An 18,415-nucleotide genomic window follows, 5' to 3' on the forward strand; every position below is an offset into this window, starting at 1 on the left:
AGTCCTCCCACGGTTGATCGAACCGTGCCGCCGAGAACCCACCATGAACCAGCGCTACGTCCTCACCGCCCTTTCCGCGTCCCTGGCCCTGTTCTGCGCCGCCGCCGGCGCACAGTCCATCCGCTCCGAGCGCACCATGTCGCTCGAGCTTGCCAACCAGATCGCCTCGGCCACGGTCGCGGCCTGCGCCGCGGGGGGCTATGCCGTCGCCGCCACGGTGGTGGACCGCGCCGGCGTGGTGCGCGCCGTGCAGCGTGCCGACAATGCCGGCCCGCACACGCTGGCCTCCAGCCAGCAGAAAGCCTGGACCGCGGCGTCGGCGAAGAACACCACACTGGCGCTGATGGAAGCGGCGCAGAAGAACCCGGCCAGCGCCAACCTCGTGCACCTGCCCGGTTTCCTGCTGCTGGGCGGCGGCGTGCCGATCAAGGTCGGCAGCGACACCATCGGCGCCGTCGGCGTGGGCGGCGCGCCGTCGGGTGCGCTGGACGAACAGTGCGCCAACGCGGCGCTCGAGAAGGTCAAGGACCAGCTGAAGTGACGCCATGACTGCCTGCCTCACCTGGATGATGAAGGCGCGCCGCGGCGCGGCGGCGTTCGCCGCCCTGGCGCTGCTGGCGGCCGCCGCCGCGGCCCAGACCGCGCCGACCGCGGCCGATGCCGCCGGCTACAAGGGCCTGCATGCAGCGGCCTGGCGCGGCGACGCGGCGGCCATCGCCCGGCTCTCCCCTGCCAAGGCGCAGCTCGATGCGCGCGACGGGCATGGCCGCACGCCCTTGCACGTGGCTGCCTTCGCGCGCCAGCGCGACGCGATTCGCGCACTGGCGAAGGCCGGCGCGAACCTGGACGCGCTCGAGGCCGACCGCTACGACGCCGTCACGATCGCCTCGGTGGCCGACGACGAGGAAACGCTGCGGGTCCTGCTGGCGCTGGGCGCCAGCGCGAAACAGGTCACCAGCCGCTATGACGGCACGGCGCTGATCGCCGCCGCCCACCTGGGGCACGACGGTGTCGTGCGGCAACTGATCGCCGCCGGCGCGCCCCTCGACCACGTCAACAACCTGCACTGGACAGCCGTCATCGAGTCCATCGTGCTCGGCGACGGCGGGCCACGCCATCAGGCGACGCTGAAAGCGCTGGTCGATGCCGGCGCCAACCTGCAACTGGCGGACCGGCAAGGCAACACGCCGCTGCAGCTGGCGCGCTCGCGCGGCTACACGGCCATGGTGCGGGTGTTGGAGGCAGCCGGAGCGAAGTAGTCGCTTGCGCGCTAGTGGGCGCTCACGCCGTGAGCGTGACGCGCGCGAACTTGCGCTTGCCCACCTGCACGACGTAGGTGCCCGGCTGCAGCTTGAGGCCCTTGTCGGAAACCGTCGCCGAGTCGATCCGCACGCCGCCGCCATCGACCAGACGGTTGGCCTCGCTGCTGGAAGGCGCGAGCCCGGCCTGCTTCAGCAAGGCGGCGATGCCCAGCGGGGCGCCGCCCAGCTGCACCTCGGGAATGTCGTCCGGCACGCCGCCACGGCTGCGGTTGACGAAGTCCTGCTCGGCGGCGTCCGCCGCGCTGGCGCTGTGGAAGCGGGCCGTGATCTCCCTGGCCAGCAGCACCTTGGCGTCCTTGGGATTGCGGCCGCCCTCGATTTCCGCGCGCAACGCCGCCACCTCGGCCTCCGTCCGGAAGCTCAGCAGCGGGTACCAGCGCCACATCAGGTCGTCCGAGATCGACAGGACCTTGGCGAACATGGTGTTCGGGTCCTCGTTGATGCCGATGTAGTTGTTCTTGCTCTTGGACATCTTCTCGACGCCGTCGAGTCCCTCCAGCAGCGGCATCGTCAGGATGCATTGCGGCTCCTGGCCGTACTCCTGCTGCAGGTGCCGGCCCATCAGCAGGTTGAACTTCTGGTCGGTGCCGCCCAGCTCCAGGTCGCTCTTGAGGGCGACCGAGTCGTAACCCTGCATCAGCGGGTACAGGAACTCGTGGACGGAGATCGACTGGCCCTCGCGGAAGCGCTTGTTGAAATCGTCGCGCTCCATCATCCGGGCCACGGTGTAGCGGGCGGCCAGCTGGATCATGCCGCGCGCCCCGAGCGGATCGCTCCATTCGCTGTTGTAGCGGATCTCGGTGCGGGCGGGATCGAGCACCAGGCTCGCCTGCTTGTAATAAGTCTCGGCGTTGAGCCGGATCTGCTCGGCGGTGAGCGGCGGGCGGGTGGTGTTGCGCCCGGACGGGTCGCCGATCATGGAGGTGAAGTCGCCGATCAGGAAGATGACCTGGTGCCCCAGGTCCTGCAACTGCCTCATCTTGTTCAGGACCACGGTGTGTCCGACGTGGATGTCAGGCGCTGTAGGATCGAGACCCAGCTTGATGCGCAGCGGGACCTTCAACGCCTCCGATCTGGCCAGTTTCTGCGCCCATTCTTCCTCCGGGAGCAGCTCCTGGGCGCCACGGCGCGACACCGCCAGCGCCTCCCGCACACGATCGGTTACCGGATATCTTGTAACTTGGCCTTGATTCATAAGGATTTTTCGGAAAGCCGCGCAACAGGCGTGGCTATACTCGGGCTCGTCGCGGGAGATGCCGATTCTAGTTGTGGCCAAATCCGCGATTTCGGCTCACGCATGTAACGCAGGGGAACCGCCTACGGCCACGTAGGACAAAAGAGCTCCCCGTTGTGAGGAAGGGTCCATTGAATAACGGTTTCATCGCCACCGGCGAACAACTCCTGTCGCGCGTTTCGAAGGCCGTCGAGCAGCATCCGAGGAAGCTCACCGCCCTGATCGCGGCCCTGCTGTTCGGCGGTGGTGGTTTCGCGGCCGCCTCGCTGGACACTTCCGAACCGCTGCCGGACGACTTCGTCGTGCGCGAGGTGCTGGAAGCGGTGCAACCCCTGCCGGTGCAGGAGCAGGTGCAAAGCCTCGACGTGCACAGCTTCAACCTGTTCCGCACCGAGGCGACCCGTGCCAGCGACACCGTGGAATCGCTGCTGGCGCGCCTGGGCGTCGACGACCCCGCCGCCGCCAGCTTCCTGCGCCGCGAACCAACCTTCCGCACGCAGCTGCTGGGCCGCGCCGGCCGCAACGTGACCATCGAAACAACCCAGCAGCACGCCCTGAGCAAGCTCACCGCCCGCTGGGCGCCCCAGGACGACGGCACCTTCAAGCGCCTGGTGGTCGAGCGCGTCGGCGATGGCCGTTTTCAGTCCCGCGTCGAGGCCGCGCCCCTGACAGCGGCCACCCGGCTGGCCAGCGCCACGATCCGCAGTTCGCTGTTCGCGGCCGCCGACGAGGCCCGCATCCCGGATCCCGTCGTCGTGCAGATCGCCGACATCTTTTCCAGCGACATCGATTTCGAGCGGCAGCTGCGCGCCGGCGACCGCTTCAACGTGGTCTACGAAGCCCTGGAGGCGGACGGCGAGCCGATGCGCACGGGCCGGGTCCTGTCGGTGGAGTTCGTGAACAAGGGCAAGACCCACCAGGCGATGTGGTTCCAGGAACCGGGCCGCAAGGGTGGCTATTACGACCTCGACGGCAAGAGCCTGGAAAGCTCCTACCTCAGCTCGCCCATGGAATTCTCGCGCGTGACCAGCAGCTTCAAGATGCGGTTCCACCCGATCCTGCACCAGTGGAAGGCCCACCTGGGCACCGACTACGGCGGTGCGATCGGCACGCCCGTGCGCAGCGTCGGCGACGGCGTGGTCGAGTTCGCCGGCGTGCAGAACGGATTCGGCAACGTGGTGATCGTGAGGCACAACGCCACCGACGAGACCTTGTATGCCCACCTGAGCCGCATCGACGTGCGCCGTGGCCAGACCATCGCGCAGGGCCAGCGCGTCGGCGCACTGGGCCAGACCGGCTGGGCGACCGGCCCGCACCTGCACTTCGAGTTCCGCGTCAACGGCGTCCACAAGAACCCGCAGCTGATCGCCAGGCGCAACGACGCCGTGACGCTGTCGGCCGAAGCGAAGCCGGGCTTCGAGCGGCTGGCCCGCGCCATGAAGGTGCAGCTCGCAGCCGCCGGAACGGCCACCGCCGTCGCCAGCGCCGACTGATCCGGCAGCGTCGCGCGCCAGGCGTGCCGCTACCATCGCCGCATGCCTGATTTCTACATCGGCCTCATGTCGGGCACGTCGCTCGACGGCGTCGACGGCGTCCTGGTCGACTTCTCACCGAACACGCCGCTCGTCATCGAGCACGCCTGCGCGCCGTTCCCGTCGGCCTTGCGCGCCGAACTGCTGGCGCTGAACCGCAGCGGCCCCGACGAGCTGCACCGCGCGGCACTGGCCGGCAACGAACTGATGCGGCAGTACGCCGCCATCGTCCGTGAATTGCTCGAGAAGGCCCGAGCACAGGCAGCCGATATCCGGGCGATCGGCGCCCACGGCCAGACGGTGCGGCACCGGCCCCAGGAATTCGACGGCACCGGCTACACCTTGCAACTGTGCCAGCCGGCGCTGCTGGCGGAGCTCACCGGCATAGCCGTGGTCGCCGACTTCCGCAGCCGCGACGTGGCCGCCGGCGGCCAGGGTGCGCCCCTCGCGCCCTTCTTCCACCAGGCGCTGTACGGCCACCAGCAGGATACCGTGGGCGTCCTGAACATAGGCGGCATTTCCAACATCACCTTGTTGCGGGCCGACGGGACGATCCTGGGGTTCGACTGCGGCCCCGGCAATGCGCTCATCGACGGCTGGTGCGCGCGCCATACCGGCCAGGCGTATGACGCCGACGGCGCGTGGGCGGCGGGCGGCCGGGTGGTGCCGGCCCTGCTGGACGCGCTTTTGGGTGACCCCTATTTCCGCAAGGCGCCGCCCAAGAGCACGGGCCGCGACCTGTTCAGCCACGAGTGGGTGGAAAACCACCTGCGCGGCTTCCCCGACGCGGCGCTCGCCGACGTGCAGGCCACGCTGACCGAGCTCACGGCCGTGGCCTGCAGCCGCGACGTGCTGCGGCACGAGCCTTCGCTCACGCGCCTGATCGTCTGCGGCGGCGGCGCCCTGAACGGGCACCTCATGAAGCGGCTGAAGGCGCTGCTGCCGGCGGCGCAGGTTTCGTCCAGCGCCGATTTCGGCCTGCCGCCGCTGCAGGTGGAAGCAACCGCGTTCGCCTGGCTCGCCCGCAAGGCCGTCCGGCGCGAGCCGCTGGCGCTCCAAAGCATCACGGGCGCCAGAGGCGCCCGTGTGCTGGGGGGAATCTATCCGGCCTAGTGCTGGTCGCCAGGCGAGAAGCTGGAGCCGCAACCGCAGGTGGTGCCGGCATTGGGGTTCTTGATCACGAACTGGGCGCCCTGCAGGTCTTCCTTGTAGTCGATCTCGGCGCCGACCAGGTACTGGTAGCTCATCGCGTCGATCAGCAGCGACACGCCGTTCTTGCTCATCACGGTGTCGTCGTCGTTGGTGATCTCGTCGAACGTGAAGCCGTACTGGAAGCCGGAGCAGCCGCCGCCCTGGACGAAGACGCGCAGCTTGAGGTCGGGGTTGCCTTCCTCGGCAATCAGGTCCGCCACCTTCGCGGCCGCGCTGTCCGTGAAGATCAGCGGTGCGGGCATTTCGGTCTGGACGTTCTCGGCTACGGCGCTCATGGTCTGGGTCTCCGGGGAGAGGGTGCTCTGGATATGAATAGTACTGCCAATTGCTCGGGATTTCCGGCTCAAGGGTTATTGGCCGCCAGCTTCAGGACGGGCTTTTCCTCGCCCTCCACCGGCTGGAGATGCCCGGAAATGATGGCTCCCTGGTGCATCTCGAGCGCCTTGTACGTGACGTCTCCTTCGATCCGCGCCAGCGGCTGCAGTTCCAGCAATTCGGCCGCGTGGACCGGCCCCTTGACGGTGCCGTTGATGATGACGTGGTCGGCACGGATCTCGCCACCCGTCACCGTCACCGCTTCGGAAACCACCAGGATGCTGGGCTGGTCGCCGTCGGCGGTGACGCTGCCGGTCACCCGGCCGTCGATCCGCAATCCCTCGGTGAACCTGATGTTGCCGTCGATGACGATGCCCTCGGCGATCAGGCTCTTGATCGGGGGCTGTGCCCTGTTCCCAAACATGCTCGCTCCTGGTGTTGCTGCGCTTACAGGCGGATGCGGACTGCACGCCTTGGCCGTGACGTTTTGTACCACGCGTCCCGGCGGCGGGGCTATGGCTCCTTCGGCTCTGCGGTATCCGCGCAACTGCCATGGTCGAGCTGGGCGGCGCCGCGGCGGAAGGTGCCGGCGCCAATGCAAAAGCCGCCGAGGCGAACCTGGGCGGCTTTGCGGGTGGAGCGAAAGCGGCTTAGCGCTTGCTGAACTGCTTGCGGCGGCGTGCGGAGTGCAGGCCGACCTTTTTCCGTTCCACTTCGCGGGCGTCGCGGGTGACGAAGCCAGCCTGGCTCAGCGCGGGCTTCAGGGTCGCGTCCCAGTCGATCAGCGCACGGGTGATGCCGTGGCGGGTGGCGCCGGCCTGGCCGGATTCGCCGCCGCCGTGGACGTTGACCTGGATATCGAAGGTCTCGACATGGTTGGTCAGCACCAGGGGCTGCTTGGCGATCATGATCGAGGTCTGGCGGCCGAAGAACTCCTGGATGTCCTTGCCGTTGACCGTGATCTTGCCGCTGCCTTTTTTCATGAACACGCGGGCGACGCTGCTCTTGCGGCGGCCGGTGCCATTGTTCCATTCACCAATCATCGTTTGGCTCCTCAGATTTCCAGCGGCTTGGGCTGTTGGGCGGTGTGCGGATGCTCCGCGCCGCCGTACACCTTGAGCTTCTTGATCATGGCGTAGCCGAGCGGACCCTTGGGCAGCATGCCCTTGACGGCCTTCTCGAGCGCGCGGCCGGGGTGCTTGGCCTGCATGTCCTTGAAGTTGGTGCCGTAGATGCCGCCGGGAAAGCCGGAGTGGCGGTAGTACACCTTGTCGAGGGCCTTGTTGCCCGTGACGCGGAGCCTGGAAGCGTTGATGACGACGATGAAGTCGCCGGTGTCGACGTGAGGCGTGTAAATGGCCTTGTGCTTGCCGCGCAAACGGAGGGCTGCTTCGCTGGCAACCCGACCGAGCACCTTGTCGGTGGCGTCAATCACAAACCACTCGTGCTTCACGTCAGCGGGTTTTGCGCTGAACGTAGACATGAGATCTCTTTCGGAGAAGTGGCTTGGCGGGCCCTTTTCCACGGTCGGTGTTCCTCTGGACGGGAACCTCTTAGGTGGGGTCACCGGAAGGATCTGGGATCCGGCCGGTTCTCCGTCGCGGGGCCACAAGGCGCTGCGGAGCCCGACATTATACGAAGAATCAGGGACTTGGCGCCAGCCTGGCTACAACACCGCCTGCCGCGTGACCCCGTCGCGGAACATGAAGCGCTTGAGCTTGTGCAGCGCCTCGTTCTGGATCTGTCGCACCCGCTCGCGGGTCAGTTGCAGCCGGTCGCTGAGGACCTCCAGCGTCTCGGGCTCGCGATCGTACAGCCCGAAGCGCCCTTGCAGGATCTCGCGTTCGCGGCCGGAGAGCGCACCCATGCAACTGCCGAGGAGCTTTTCCAGCTGATGGTTCTGGACCACACCCGTGGGATCGGGGCTGACTTCGTCGGCCAGGGAGTCGCCCAGCGTGCGGTCGTCGTCCGAATGCTCGACCACGGCGTCCAGCGACTTGGGCGTTTCCGCCAGCGCCAGCAGGGCCGCCACCTCCTGCACGTCACGGCCCAGCAATGCCGCCACGTCGTCGGCACGCACGCCGTCGGCTTCGCCGCCGCTGCCAGATGCGGCGCGATCCGGATCGTGCTCGAGCGTGCGGCGGGCGCGCAGCACCTGGTGGAGGTCGCGCACCACGTGCACCGGCAGGCGCACCACCCGGCCCTGGGTGATGACGGCCCGTTCCACCGATTGCCGCACCCACCAGGTCGCGTAGGTGGTGAAGCGAAAGCCCCGCTCCGGCTCGAACTTGTCGATGGCGTGCATCAGGCCCAGGTTGCCTTCCTCGATCAGGTCCGACATCGGAACGCCCCGCCCCACGTAGCGCTTGGCTATGCTGACCACGAGGCGCAGGTTGTGCTCGATCATCGACTGGCGGGCGGCGAAGTCGCCGGCCCGTGCGAGCGTGGCCGTGGCCAGCTCCTCCTCGCGGCTGAACAGCTGGGTGCGCCGCACGTCCCGCAGGTAGAGCGTGAGGGCATCGCTCGAGTCGCCGGCGGGCTCCGCCGGGGCCTGGACAGGTTGGCTCGGGAGGGCAAGGTCCATGATGAACTCCGCATCCGGCAGCAAGCGCGGATGGCTCTCTCGCCTGCGGCCGTTCTTTCAATCTAGGTGCGGAGGCGGCGGCCGGGGTGATTCAGATCAAGATATCGGCCGCCCCAATGAGCGCGGTTCGCGCGGGTACCATCCCGGCATGTTCAGTTACCGCCACGCCTTCCACGCCGGCAGCCATGCCGACGTGCTCAAACACGCGATGCTGATCGCCATCGTGCGCCACCTGACGCAGAAGGAGGCGGCGCTGATGGTGGTGGACACCCATGCCGGTGCCGGCCTCTATCGGCTGGACAGCGATTTCTCGGGCACCTCGGGCGAGGCGGCCGACGGCGTCGTCAAGCTGTTCGCCGCGCTGGCGCCGGCGGGCAAGGCCAGGCCGCTGATCGCCGAGCCGGTGCCCATGCTGCAGGACTACCTGGAGACGATCGCGGGCTTCAACCCCGACGGCCAATTGAAGATCTACCCCGGCTCGCCCTTCATCGTGCAGAGCCTGCTGCGCCAGGACGCGCGCGACAAGCTCAAGCTGTTCGAGATGCACCCGACCGACAGCAAGGCGCTCGCGGCCAACATCGCGCAATTGCAGGCCGGGCGGCAGGTGGCCGTGGCGCGGGCCGACGGCTTCGAGGGCATGAAGGCCTTCCTGCCGCCCCCGTCGCGGCGCGGCCTGGTGCTGATCGATCCAAGTTATGAAATCAAGAGCGATTACGCCAAAGTGAGCGCGAGCATCCAGGACGCCTTGAAGCGCTTCGTCACCGGCACGTACGTGGTCTGGTATCCCGTGATCCCGCGGCCCGAGGCGCACGACCTGCCCCGCCGCCTGAAGACCCTGGCCAACCAGGCCGGCAAGTCCTGGCTGCATGCGACGCTGGCCATCGGGCAGGACGAAGCGCGCAACGTGCCGGGCGAGGCCGACCGCGGCCAGGGCCTGACGGCGAGCGGGATGTTCGTGATCAACCCGCCGCACACCCTGCGCGCGGCGCTGCAGGCCGCGCTGCCGCAGTTGCTGCAAGTGCTGGGGCGCGGCAAGGGGCAGGGGCAGACGCTGGAAGCGGGGGCGTAGCGACGAGAGCGGATTGCAAATCCGCGTGTCGGTGGTTCGATTCCGCCCGAGGCCACCAGTCCTCAAGCGCCTCCGCGACTCATCAGGGTCCGGGGGCGTTTCTACAAACGGACCCGGATTTCTACAATTCGCCAGCAGAGTCCCAGCTGACGATGGTCTCGAGGCCGAACTTTTCCAAACGCTGGATCGACACGCGCAACAGATCAGCTACTACTTCCGCTTCAAGAAAGAAGACGCGCCCTGAGGCGGGCGTCCCGGCGATGGCAATCCCGCAAAACCGCATTGCTGGCTCGCTGCAGAACCGCTCCTCCAGAGAAAACACGGGTGAGCCGCTGAAGCCCGAGAACGTCTCGAAATCTAGCGGGTTCTGCACCTCCAACTCGTGCACCGTTGCCTGGATGTTGGATATCCCTCGGTATCGACCGGGCAGCAATGCCTGGGAGTTGAGTATCCGCATCTCGTCGAAATCCACCTCGTTGATCTCCAGCGGATACCCGAATAAGAAGAACGTGGCCACATGTGCCCTATGCTTCCATTCCATGGTTCCTGGTCGGTCGAGCCAAATGATGCGAGCGCGCTTCGCATCGTGGGTCGGCACCTTGCGGAAGTCCACCTCGTACGCCAACACGTCATATTCAGTCGGGTCGTCGTCATGTTCCGGGGTCATGCGAAACCCATTGCTAAGGTGGAGCCAGTGAGCCGACCCCTCAACGGGAGAAATCATCACGGATTGAGAGTGGTTCTCACCCACGTTGTGCGCCGCTGTGATGGCAAAGACGCGGCCTCCGAGCCCAGCCAGAAAACATGTGCCCCAGACACTCACCGGAGCTTCCGCGATGCCCGTTCGAAAAAGCAGCGGACGAGCGGTGGTCCGCACCGGGAGGTTTGGTTTCTGCGGATTCTCTGGCAGTCGCACAAGTGCGATTATCGAGGCGACGTACTAGGCCTCTCTTTCTGCGGACGCAGGCACACGCGGTCATGGCCACTGCGGCTCGTGCGAACTGGCCGCTCGCCAGTAGCGGTCGCTAGTTGTTGCGAGCTCGCTTCCGTAACCACAATGCACGCGCAGTTACGCCGAAGTGCCTTTCGAACGGCGATCGCCTGCCTGGGATCTGAGGCACGTTCCGGGTGCCCCCGGCTACGTCAACCTGTATATTTCGACAGAACTCCACGGAGGTGGGGAATGAGCGAAGTCGCTGCTCCGGATCTTCCGGTTTCCGCCCGGGTGATCCAAGTTGAGGCGCAAGCGGATCACCTCAACTCGCTCGCTCGTGCGAAGCCGATCAATGCACTTGCCGAACTAATCTGGAACGCCTTAGACGCTTACGCCGACGTTGTTCACATCAACGTTGCTGACAACGAACTCAACACCCCGACTCACATCGAAATCGTAGACAACGGGCTTGGCATCCAGCTCTCCGATGCGGAGCGGGCTTTCGGGAACCTAGGCGGCTCGCTTCAGCAGCGTGAGGGTTCCGCAAGCAAATAGGCCGTTGGCCGCCTAGCCCCGCCCGCGACCGCCCGTGACCGCCCATTGACCCAGAGCAATGTGGTCGAGTTTCGCTTCGTTAGAGTGGCCACGGCGCCCTGTCTTCACCGCAGGCGTAGTCGTTGCGGTTTGCCTCGTTCAGTGAACTCTATTAGGGGCATCAAGGATCTAGCAGCAATGTAGATTGCGCTGACCAGCCCCAAGCCAAGCTGAGGTGCTCCTGTGATTGCTCGCTCTTCGCCCGTTCTCAAATTCTTTGTTGCGGCTCTTCTACTGTGCGGCGCCCAAGCGATATCCGCCCAAGAGGCTGGCATTCCCTTTCCGCGGGCTTCAGCTGAATTTAAGCCCAAAGTGACCTATGAGATCGACGTGGGGAGGGCTTGGAGAGCGGTGACGGCGGCGATAAACGAAAACAAAATTCCCATTGAAATTGCGTCACGAGAGACCAACCAGATTACTACTGGCTACCGGATGGGACCCTCCGAAGGCGGCGGAATATTCGCGGGAAAACTTCTCACGCAATACAGGTATGTTGTCTCTCTGGTGCCGACGTCCGCTGGCCAAACGCAGATTCAGGTAAGCGCCGCGCTTCAGGCGCGCAGGCTTGCAGCGACGCTCGGAAAGATAATGTCGGGGAACAACGCCGTCAGCGACGTGAACTGGTTCGATGCAACTGCAGAAAATCCAGCCGAAGTTGCTGCACTGGAGGCTTGGCTGTACGAGCAGATCGAGCTTAAGGTAGCCGCTGCCCCCGCCTCCCCCAATATTCAACCCCCGTCCGTGACCAAGGCGGCTGTGCCGGCCGTTGCGCCCGCGCCCGGATCGGACGCTGCGACCCCCAGCAGCGCTGGTATTGAGGACCAGCTCGAAAGGTTGAAGTCACTCCGACGCCGAAATGTGATAACTGAATCGGAATATAAGGCGCTCCGAGCAAAAGCGTTGGGCCTGTAACGGCGCAGTCGCTAATGCGAAATCGCACCCTGCAGCCGACCCAATATGATTTTCGCTGCTGAATGGAAAGCAATATGCGCGAAGTGACAAACCGGATGGAGTTTCCCTGGCGTACCGTCGTCATGATGGAAACCCAATTTCCGTCAGGCGCGCTCTTCCGGGGCTCCGGCGCAATTGTTGGCATTAACGATGTACTGACAGCGGCGCATATTATCTATAACGTACGGGAAGGTGGGTACGCCACCTCCATCCGTGTTTTTCCCGGGGCCGACCCACAGCCAGCCGATTTTCCGTACGGGGAGTGGAGCGACTGGGGCCTAGTAGATGCCCGCGATATAGCATTTGACCCTGACGGGGATGGTTTTTGGTCCTTCATGGCGGCAGAAAATGACATCGCCCTAGTCGGCTTTAGGAGCCGAATTGGGGAAGCCACCGGGTGGATGGGGACTTGGCCGTGGTCGGGAGACCTTACCGGGACGGCAGTCGGGTACCCCCTCTCGGCCACAGGAATGATGGCAGAAGACGTGCGTGCCGAAGCTGCCTTCTATTCGGACGTCTTCATCATCCCGACCGCTCTCGGTGCCGGGGCTTCGGGCGGGCCACTTGCAACAGTGGTGAGTGGCGAGACGTACGTTGTGGGTGTGTTATCTGCAGCAAGCGTGAACAGTGGTGATTCCGCCTATGCGCAGTTGAGCGGTGACGGGACTTGGGACTGGTTCATAAAGGCAGCTGAGCGGAATGATGCCCTTCTGCTGCCACCGACACAAAGCTTCTATGGTTTCGCTACCAACGACCGGCTCGTCGGCACGAGTCAAGACGATCAGCTGTGGGGCTACGCGGGCGCTGACGTCCTCACGGGTGGCGCCGGGAGCGACTTGGTCGTGGGCGGAGACGGCACAGACATCGCCGTGTTTGGGGGTCGGCAGTCAGACTATGCAGTCGAGAGTGCAGGGACCAATATCCTTGAGGTGCGACACTACACATCCGGCGCGACGGACTCGCTCTATAACGTTGAGCGATTGGTCTTTCAGGACCGCGGATTGGCGCTCGACCTCGACGGGGACGCTGGCGAAGCAGCCAAGGTCCTAGGGGCAGTTTTCGGTCCCGCTGCATTGAATAACCTGAGTCTAGTCGGCACGGCACTTCAGTACGCCGATCGCCTGTCTGAACTAGAGCTCATGGATTTAGCACTAACCGCGCGCCTGGGGTCTGCAAGGTCAAACTCGTCTGTAGTCAGCCTGCTGTTCACCAACGTCATGGGCTACGCGCCCTATACGTCAGAAGTCGCGAGCTACGTGGGTCTGTTGCTCGTAGGCACCTATACGCAGGCAGGGCTAGGGGTTCTGGCGGCTGAGTCGGGTTTTAACGCTTTGCGAATCGACCTGGCAGGACTCCATGAGTTCGGCCTGCTGTACATCTAAAACGCATATAGGTCGAGCTCAGCGTCGGGGCTCACATCGCGGAGCAGAATTCGCAGACTGGCCTCTATCCAGCGCTCGCGCGACCTTGCATGAGCAGGCACAGGCGAACCGGGGCATTCGAAGCTGTTCCAGAAATACGGAATGCTCGATGCGGCCGTGGAACAGGTCGCCGCGGACGCCGCATCCCCCGAGCAAGCGTCGCCGGCGCATGCTGCGCAGGTGCCGCCACTGGCCTATCGCACCGCCCTCAGGCCGGCCGCCCAGGTGCTGCTCGCCGACGGCGTGCCGTACCGCCTGGCCGCCGGCATGCAGGTCACCGCGGAAATCAGGCTCGGCGAACGCACGGTGCTGGAATACCTGCTGTCGCCGATTCGCAAAGCCTTCCACGAGGCGGGCCGCGAACGCTGATCGCGGCGCCGGGCGCCAGCGTCGCGCCGGGCGGAGCCGGCGGCAGGCTCACGACTCGACCAGCACCCGCGCGTCCACCTGCTCCCGTACCACGACCGGTTCGGTCCCATCCCCGAACACGACGACATTGTCGGCACCAGTGTCGCCGTGCAGCCTGCCCAATCCCAGCAGCATGCATTGCGCCGTGGGCGGTTCCACCTGCCAATGGCGATCCGCAGCTTCGCTGTCGCCGACGGAGTGCATCAGCAGCACCTCCACGGCCGGGTCGCCGTGATCGACGGCGTTCCCGACGACGACTCGGCCATCCCCGGCCGCTGACAGCAGCAGCGCGACGCCGGGCCGCGCTTGTCCTGGCGAGCTGCCCCGAATGGTGGTGGGCGCAGGACGCGGAGCCCGGCGCGCGGCAGAGGGTCGGCTGGAACAGTGCACGGGCCGCACCTTACCGGCACCGTTGCGCCCACGCCATCCATCGGACGGTGTAGCCGGCAACGGCTCGTAACTGTTGTGTCGCCCCCCAGGATCGGCCCGGCGTGCCCGACCGACTCCGTGGCTCAGCAGTGAGGGCGACCAGGCCGGAAGCCGGGCGACAAACGTGAAAAAGCAAATCCATTCACTTACCAAAGCTCGTCCGTACGCAGTCAACATCCAGCGCGAGCGCCAAGCTCAACCGCTTCATCCATCGTCCCGCCGTCGTAACAGCCCTCCATGAATATTTCACTTCGCCTGCCCCTGCTGGCCGCGCCGCTGGCCCTTGCCGTCCTCTCGGCCACCGCCCAGCCCGCCGGCCAGGATACCCCCAGCTTCCCCTCGACTCGCTCGCAGCCCATTCCCGGCCGCTACATCGTCGTCTTCAAGCCAGGCACCCGGGGCGCCGCGGCCGAGGCCGCGAAGATCGCCGGCGAACACCGCGGCCAGCTGCACCACACGTATTCGCACGCACTGCAGGGCTTTGCCGCCACGTTGCCCGAGGCGGCGCTCAACGGCATCCGCAACAATCCGAACGTGCTGTCGATCGAGCAGGACCAGACGGTTTCGGTCCAGCAGGTGGTCTCGCCGCAGAACCAGGCCACCTGGGGCCTCGACCGCATCGACCAGGCCGATCGGCCGCTCGACACCCAATACCACTTCGGCCAGACCGGCGCCGGGGTGACCGCGTTCGTCGTGGACACCGGCATCCGCAGCGACCACCTCGAGTTCTCCGGGCGGCTGCGGCCCGGCTTCACCGCCATCGCCGACGGCCGGGGCACCAATGACTGCAACGGCCACGGCACGCACGTGGCGGGCACGCTCGGCGGCACGACGTGGGGCGTGGCCAAGGGCGTGGCCATCACGCCGGTGCGCGTGCTCGACTGCAGCGCATCGGGAGCGTGGAGCGGCGTGATCGCCGGGATCGACTGGGTGGCGGCCAGCACCGCCCGGCCGGCAGTGGCCAACCTGTCGCTGGGCGGCGCCGCGTCGGCGTCGGTGGACGCCGCGGTGGCGGGCGCCGTCGCCAAGGGCGTCACCATGGTGGTGGCCGCGGGCAACAGCAACGCCGATGCCTGCCAGGCCTCCCCGGCGCGCGAGCCCAGCGCGATCACGGTGGGCGCCACCACGAGCATCGACTACCGCGCATCCTTTTCCAACTGGGGGGCCTGCGTCGACGTGTTCGCGCCGGGCGGCGGCATCACGTCCGCCTGGAACACCGGCGCCACGGCCAGCAACACCATCAGCGGCACGTCGATGGCGTCGCCGCACGTCGCCGGAGTGGCGGCCCTGGCGCTCGAGCAGAACCCGGCCGCATCGCCAGAGGCCGTCTCGTCGCTGATCGTCTCTTCCGCGGCGCCCAACAAGCTGGTTGCGGCGTCCATAGGCGCAGGCTCGCCCAACCTGTTGTTGCAGTCGCAGGCCGGCGGCATGACGGCGGTGCAGCCGGCCACCCGCCAGGTGGCCGTCCGCGCCATGGAAGGCAGCGCCACGAAATCCGGCAACAGCTGGCGGGCCTCGGTGACGGTTTCGGTGCGCGACATCGGCAGCGGCAGCGCCGTCGCCAATGCCACGGTCAGCGGGAGCTTCTCCCCCGGCGGCGCCGGCAGCTGCGTGACGGGTAGCACCGGCAGTTGCGTGCTGGGCAGCGCGGCCCTCAAGACGCGCTCGGTCGCCAGCACCACCTTCACGGCCACCGGCATCTCCGGCACGTTGATGAACTACGACGGCTCCCAGAACACGGTCAGCCAGGTCGTCGTCGGCCGGCCCTGATCGCGGCCGCTGGCCCGGCGCCGCGGCGCCGGGCCCATGCGCCTCCCCGCCGGATCAGCCGAACGCGACGTGGGAGCCGAGCAGGTCGACCCCGACCACCGTCACCGTCGTCACCTGCGCACCGGTTTCCGTGATCGTCACGATGCTGTCGGCGCCGCTGTTGTCGATGTTCGTCACGACCGCCGTCGCATCGCCGATCAGCACCAGCTTGTCGGTGGCGGTGTCGAACCCGGACACGTGATAGTCGTTCTTGGCGGTCTGCAGGTCGATGTTGAACGCGTCCTGTTCGGCCGCCGCGCCCACGAGGATGAAGTCGAACAGCCCGGCGATCTCGTTGGCGTAGAGGTCGGCCGAGAACAGGTCCGTGGCCGTGTCGCCGTCCTTGTCGGTCAGCGTGGCCGAGAAGTCGAGCTTCACGTCGTTGGCCAGGCTCTCCACCAGGGTGGTGAACCGGATTTCCGGAACCTTGATTTCCCCGTAGGCCATCGTCAGCTGGATCGCGTCGATCATCTTCCCGCCGCCCGAAACGACGAACGAAACCGGCTGGCCCTTGTTCGCCAGGCCCAGGTCCGTGGTAACCAGCACGTTGTTGGAGTCGGTACCGTCCTCGTAGAACACCTTGTAGTAGAGGATCTCACCGTCGCTATGGGTGTAGCCGCCGACCGAGTTGTCGACGAACACTTCCATGCTGCTCACCAGGCTCAGCGGATTGGCGACGAAGCTCTCGTCGGCGGCTTCCGTCGCAGCCGTACCGTAGCCCTGCAGGAGGTTGTTGTCCACGCCGATGCCGGACGTGCTGACGTTCATCGAGCGCGGATCGATGTAGCCGGGCAGCGGAACGGTCTGCAGCTGCGCCTCGGTCGGGTCGGGCGCGCCAATGCCGATCCCGGTCAGGATGTCGGCGTCGGCGGCCAGCGGCTTGGCCGAGAAGAAGACCACGGTTTCGGTCGGCGTGGCCGGCGGCGGCGGAATGTACAGCGTCTGCACGGGGTCGGGCCCGCCGGCGCCCAGGCCGCCGCTGGCGGTGCTGGTGGTCACCGTGGACGAGAACCCTTGCACCAGATCCAGTGCATAGGTTCCGTTCGCATACGCCGTCAGCGTGAAGTCCACCGAGGTGTTGGCCGTGCCCGGGTTGTTGTCGAAGTCGCCCGTGAGCGTCCCGCCGAACAGGTAGGCACCGGTGCCGTCCGGCGAGAGCGGCAGTTCGCCGAACGTGTACGTCCCGGTCGTCGTCGAGCTGTCCGGTCTGACCAGCGTGAATCCGGTGAGCGAGATGTCGAGCCCGGCGGCGCTGGCACCGTCGGCACCAAAGCTGCCGGTCCAGTAACCGATCTGCGGCAGTACCGTGCCGGTCCCGACCAGGTTCCCGACGGCCAGCGAGGGCCCATCGTCCTCGAAGTTGAGCCGGTCGCCGATGTTCAGCGCCGCCGAGGCGGTGTCGCCATCACCGTCGGTGGCCGTGCCGGTCAGGATCACCATGCCGGCGGCCAGGGTGGCCGGGGAGGTGCTTTCGTCGTGGTCGGTCACGTCGTCGTGCACCACCGCGCGCTGCTGGTCGAGGGTGACCACGCCGGCGGCGCTGACGCTGACGGTGAAGACGATGTCGCCGGTGATCGCGTCAGTGGCGTCTGTGCCTTCGCGGCCCACCACCACCCCTGCTTCGGTGCGCAGGAAGACGTTGTGGCCACTGGCAGTGTCCACCAGCAGCGAGTCCATGCCTTCGCTGCCGGCGGCCAGGGCGTAGCTGGCCGGCGTGGCGCCCATCCCGTCGGCGCCGAAGACGGCGCTGAAGTTCGAGGAGAAGTCGCCGGTGGCGTTGGTCGCCAGCACGGTCTCGTCCACGGTCAGTATTGGCAAGGTCCCGGTGGTGCTGACGCTCGGGCCGTCGTCCTCGAAGTTGAGCCGGTCGCCGATGTTCAGCGCCGCCGAGGCGGTGTCGCCGTCGCCGTCGGTGGCCGTGCCGGTCAGGATCACCATGCCGGCGGCCAGCGTGGCCGGGGAGGTGCTTTCATCGTGGTCGGTCACGTCGTCGTGCACCACCGCGCGCTGCTGGTCAAGGGTGACCACGCCAGCGGCGCTGACGCTGACGGTGAAGACGATGTCGCCGGTGATCGCGTCGGTGGCGTCGGTGCCTTCGCGGCCCACCACCACCCCTGCTTCGGTGCGCAGGAAGACGTTGTGGCCGCTGGCGGTGTCCACCAGCAGCGAGTCCATGCCTTCGCTGCCGGCGGCCAGGGCGTAGCTGGCCGGCGTGGCGCCCATCCCGTCGGCGCCGAAGACGGCGCTGAAGTTCGAGGAGAAGTCACCGGTGGCGTTGGTCGCCAGCACGGTTTCGTCCACGGTCAGTATCGGCAGCGTACCCGTGGTGCTGACGCTCGGGCCGTCGTCCTCGAAGTTGAGCCGGTCGCCGATGTTCAGCGCCGCCGAGGCGGTGTCGCCGTCGCCGTCGGTGGCCGTGCCGGTCAGGATCACCATGCCGGCGGCCAGCGTGGCCGGGGAGGTGCTTTCATCGTGGTCGGTCACGTCGTCGTGCACCACCGCGCGCTGCTGGTCGAGGGTGACCACGCCGGCGGCGCTGACGCTGACGGTGAAGACGATGTCGCCGGTGATCGCGTCGGTGGCGTCGGTGCCTTCGCGCCC

Annotated in this window: 19 protein-coding genes; 10 read left to right on the top strand and 9 right to left on the bottom strand. The window is 66.6% G+C overall.

Annotated features, from left to right (window positions below; translation table 11 throughout):
- The first annotated feature begins 43 nt into the window (after positions 1–43).
- Entirely contained in the window at positions 44–541 is a 498-nt protein-coding gene (locus RAMLITH_RS12360; RefSeq protein WP_168107701.1) for a GlcG/HbpS family heme-binding protein, read from the top strand.
- Positions 542–569: 28 nt separating this feature from the next.
- Positions 570–1,259, top strand: coding sequence for an ankyrin repeat domain-containing protein (locus tag RAMLITH_RS12365; RefSeq protein ID WP_420376905.1), 690 nt, complete (start codon positions 570–572; stop codon positions 1,257–1,259).
- 22 nt (positions 1,260–1,281) lie between these two features.
- On the opposite strand, the gene tyrS is transcribed toward RAMLITH_RS12365, so the two are convergent.
- A complete protein-coding gene (gene tyrS / locus RAMLITH_RS12370) occupies positions 1,282–2,517 on the bottom strand; it encodes a tyrosine--tRNA ligase (protein WP_168107702.1) in 1,236 nt (411 codons plus the stop codon).
- 170 nt (positions 2,518–2,687) lie between these two features.
- Between tyrS and RAMLITH_RS12375 the strand changes: the two genes are divergently transcribed.
- Together RAMLITH_RS12375 and RAMLITH_RS12380 are read left to right on the top strand one after the other, a co-directional pair.
- The gene (locus RAMLITH_RS12375) at positions 2,688–4,049 is read left to right on the top strand and encodes a M23 family metallopeptidase (RefSeq protein WP_168107703.1); all 1,362 of its coding nucleotides are present in this window, start codon (positions 2,688–2,690) and stop codon (positions 4,047–4,049) included.
- Between the two features lie 42 nt (positions 4,050–4,091).
- On the top strand, positions 4,092–5,201 hold the full coding sequence (locus tag RAMLITH_RS12380; protein ID WP_168107704.1) for an anhydro-N-acetylmuramic acid kinase: 1,110 nt from the start codon (positions 4,092–4,094) through the stop codon (positions 5,199–5,201).
- Here RAMLITH_RS12380 and erpA read toward each other — a convergent pair.
- From erpA to RAMLITH_RS12405, 5 genes are all read right to left on the bottom strand, one after another.
- Positions 5,198–5,575 carry an iron-sulfur cluster insertion protein ErpA gene (erpA, locus tag RAMLITH_RS12385; protein ID WP_168107705.1) on the bottom strand — a complete coding sequence of 126 codons (378 nt, stop codon included), beginning with the start codon at positions 5,573–5,575 and terminating at the stop codon, positions 5,198–5,200. The genes RAMLITH_RS12380 and erpA overlap by 4 nt on opposite strands.
- A 68-nt stretch (positions 5,576–5,643) precedes the next feature.
- The gene (locus RAMLITH_RS12390; RefSeq protein WP_168107706.1) at positions 5,644–6,039 is read right to left on the bottom strand and encodes a bactofilin family protein; all 396 of its coding nucleotides are present in this window, start codon (positions 6,037–6,039) and stop codon (positions 5,644–5,646) included.
- A gap of 226 nt (positions 6,040–6,265) precedes the next feature.
- Positions 6,266–6,658, bottom strand: coding sequence for a 30S ribosomal protein S9 (rpsI, locus tag RAMLITH_RS12395; protein ID WP_168107707.1), 393 nt, complete (start codon positions 6,656–6,658; stop codon positions 6,266–6,268).
- A gap of 11 nt (positions 6,659–6,669) precedes the next feature.
- Positions 6,670–7,098, bottom strand: a complete 429-nt coding sequence (gene rplM, locus RAMLITH_RS12400; RefSeq protein ID WP_168107753.1) for a 50S ribosomal protein L13 — start codon at positions 7,096–7,098, stop codon at positions 6,670–6,672.
- 183 nt (positions 7,099–7,281) lie between these two features.
- The gene (locus RAMLITH_RS12405; protein ID WP_168107708.1) at positions 7,282–8,199 is read right to left on the bottom strand and encodes a sigma-70 family RNA polymerase sigma factor; all 918 of its coding nucleotides are present in this window, start codon (positions 8,197–8,199) and stop codon (positions 7,282–7,284) included.
- 148 nt (positions 8,200–8,347) lie between these two features.
- Between RAMLITH_RS12405 and RAMLITH_RS12410 the strand changes: the two genes are divergently transcribed.
- The gene (locus RAMLITH_RS12410; RefSeq protein WP_168107709.1) at positions 8,348–9,268 is read left to right on the top strand and encodes a 23S rRNA (adenine(2030)-N(6))-methyltransferase RlmJ; all 921 of its coding nucleotides are present in this window, start codon (positions 8,348–8,350) and stop codon (positions 9,266–9,268) included.
- Positions 9,269–9,389: 121 nt separating this feature from the next.
- On the opposite strand, the gene RAMLITH_RS12415 is transcribed toward RAMLITH_RS12410, so the two are convergent.
- Positions 9,390–9,935 carry a hypothetical protein gene (locus RAMLITH_RS12415; protein ID WP_168107710.1) on the bottom strand — a complete coding sequence of 182 codons (546 nt, stop codon included), beginning with the start codon at positions 9,933–9,935 and terminating at the stop codon, positions 9,390–9,392.
- A 516-nt stretch (positions 9,936–10,451) separates the two neighbouring features.
- On the opposite strand from RAMLITH_RS12415, the gene RAMLITH_RS12420 reads away from it, so the two are divergent.
- The 4 genes from RAMLITH_RS12420 (at position 10,452) to RAMLITH_RS12435 (ending at position 13,537) form a co-directional block, all read left to right on the top strand.
- Entirely contained in the window at positions 10,452–10,757 is a 306-nt protein-coding gene (locus tag RAMLITH_RS12420) for an ATP-binding protein (RefSeq protein WP_168107711.1), read from the top strand.
- Positions 10,758–11,108: 351 nt separating this feature from the next.
- On the top strand, positions 11,109–11,708 hold the full coding sequence (locus RAMLITH_RS12425) for an SHOCT domain-containing protein (protein WP_168107712.1): 600 nt from the start codon (positions 11,109–11,111) through the stop codon (positions 11,706–11,708).
- Positions 11,709–11,770: 62 nt separating this feature from the next.
- Complete coding sequence (locus tag RAMLITH_RS12430) at positions 11,771–13,129, top strand: trypsin-like serine peptidase (RefSeq protein ID WP_168107713.1); 1,359 nt, start codon at positions 11,771–11,773, stop codon at positions 13,127–13,129.
- A gap of 141 nt (positions 13,130–13,270) precedes the next feature.
- A complete protein-coding gene (locus tag RAMLITH_RS12435) occupies positions 13,271–13,537 on the top strand; it encodes a hypothetical protein (protein WP_168107714.1) in 267 nt (88 codons plus the stop codon).
- Between the two features lie 48 nt (positions 13,538–13,585).
- Here RAMLITH_RS12435 and RAMLITH_RS12440 read toward each other — a convergent pair whose 3' ends face one another.
- Complete coding sequence (locus RAMLITH_RS12440; protein WP_168107715.1) at positions 13,586–13,795, bottom strand: hypothetical protein; 210 nt, start codon at positions 13,793–13,795, stop codon at positions 13,586–13,588.
- Between the two features lie 447 nt (positions 13,796–14,242).
- Between RAMLITH_RS12440 and RAMLITH_RS12445 the strand changes: the two genes are divergently transcribed.
- Positions 14,243–15,775 (top strand): S8 family peptidase, encoded by a 1,533-nt coding sequence (locus RAMLITH_RS12445; protein ID WP_202883262.1) that lies wholly within the window; start codon positions 14,243–14,245, stop codon positions 15,773–15,775.
- Between the two features lie 54 nt (positions 15,776–15,829).
- On the opposite strand, the gene RAMLITH_RS12450 is transcribed toward RAMLITH_RS12445, so the two are convergent.
- On the bottom strand, positions 15,830–18,415 hold a 2,586-nt coding region (locus RAMLITH_RS12450), incomplete at its 5' end, for a DUF5801 repeats-in-toxin domain-containing protein (protein WP_238344141.1).

It is taken from the genome of Ramlibacter lithotrophicus, assembly GCF_012184415.1.
Taxonomy (GTDB): domain Bacteria; phylum Pseudomonadota; class Gammaproteobacteria; order Burkholderiales; family Burkholderiaceae_C; genus Ramlibacter; species Ramlibacter lithotrophicus.

Excerpts from the sequence above, each read along its gene's own strand:
- rpsI (WP_168107707.1), bottom strand. The coding sequence starts at position 6,658 with ATGATTGGTGAATGGAACAATGGCACCGGCCGCCGCAAGAGCAGCGTC.
- RAMLITH_RS12435 (WP_168107714.1), top strand. The coding sequence starts at position 13,271 with ATGCTCGATGCGGCCGTGGAACAGGTCGCCGCGGACGCCGCATCCCCC.
- RAMLITH_RS12445 (WP_202883262.1), top strand. The coding sequence starts at position 14,243 with ATGAATATTTCACTTCGCCTGCCCCTGCTGGCCGCGCCGCTGGCCCTT.
- rplM (WP_168107753.1), bottom strand. The coding sequence starts at position 7,098 with ATGTCTACGTTCAGCGCAAAACCCGCTGACGTGAAGCACGAGTGGTTT.
- RAMLITH_RS12390 (WP_168107706.1), bottom strand. The coding sequence starts at position 6,039 with ATGTTTGGGAACAGGGCACAGCCCCCGATCAAGAGCCTGATCGCCGAG.
- RAMLITH_RS12415 (WP_168107710.1), bottom strand. The coding sequence starts at position 9,935 with ATGACCCCGGAACATGACGACGACCCGACTGAATATGACGTGTTGGCG.
- RAMLITH_RS12365 (WP_420376905.1), top strand. The coding sequence starts at position 570 with ATGAAGGCGCGCCGCGGCGCGGCGGCGTTCGCCGCCCTGGCGCTGCTG.
- tyrS (WP_168107702.1), bottom strand. The coding sequence starts at position 2,517 with ATGAATCAAGGCCAAGTTACAAGATATCCGGTAACCGATCGTGTGCGG.
- erpA (WP_168107705.1), bottom strand. The coding sequence starts at position 5,575 with ATGAGCGCCGTAGCCGAGAACGTCCAGACCGAAATGCCCGCACCGCTG.
- RAMLITH_RS12410 (WP_168107709.1), top strand. The coding sequence starts at position 8,348 with ATGTTCAGTTACCGCCACGCCTTCCACGCCGGCAGCCATGCCGACGTG.
- RAMLITH_RS12360 (WP_168107701.1), top strand. The coding sequence starts at position 44 with ATGAACCAGCGCTACGTCCTCACCGCCCTTTCCGCGTCCCTGGCCCTG.
- RAMLITH_RS12430 (WP_168107713.1), top strand. The coding sequence starts at position 11,771 with ATGGAAAGCAATATGCGCGAAGTGACAAACCGGATGGAGTTTCCCTGG.
- RAMLITH_RS12420 (WP_168107711.1), top strand. The coding sequence starts at position 10,452 with ATGAGCGAAGTCGCTGCTCCGGATCTTCCGGTTTCCGCCCGGGTGATC.
- RAMLITH_RS12380 (WP_168107704.1), top strand. The coding sequence starts at position 4,092 with ATGCCTGATTTCTACATCGGCCTCATGTCGGGCACGTCGCTCGACGGC.
- RAMLITH_RS12405 (WP_168107708.1), bottom strand. The coding sequence starts at position 8,199 with ATGGACCTTGCCCTCCCGAGCCAACCTGTCCAGGCCCCGGCGGAGCCC.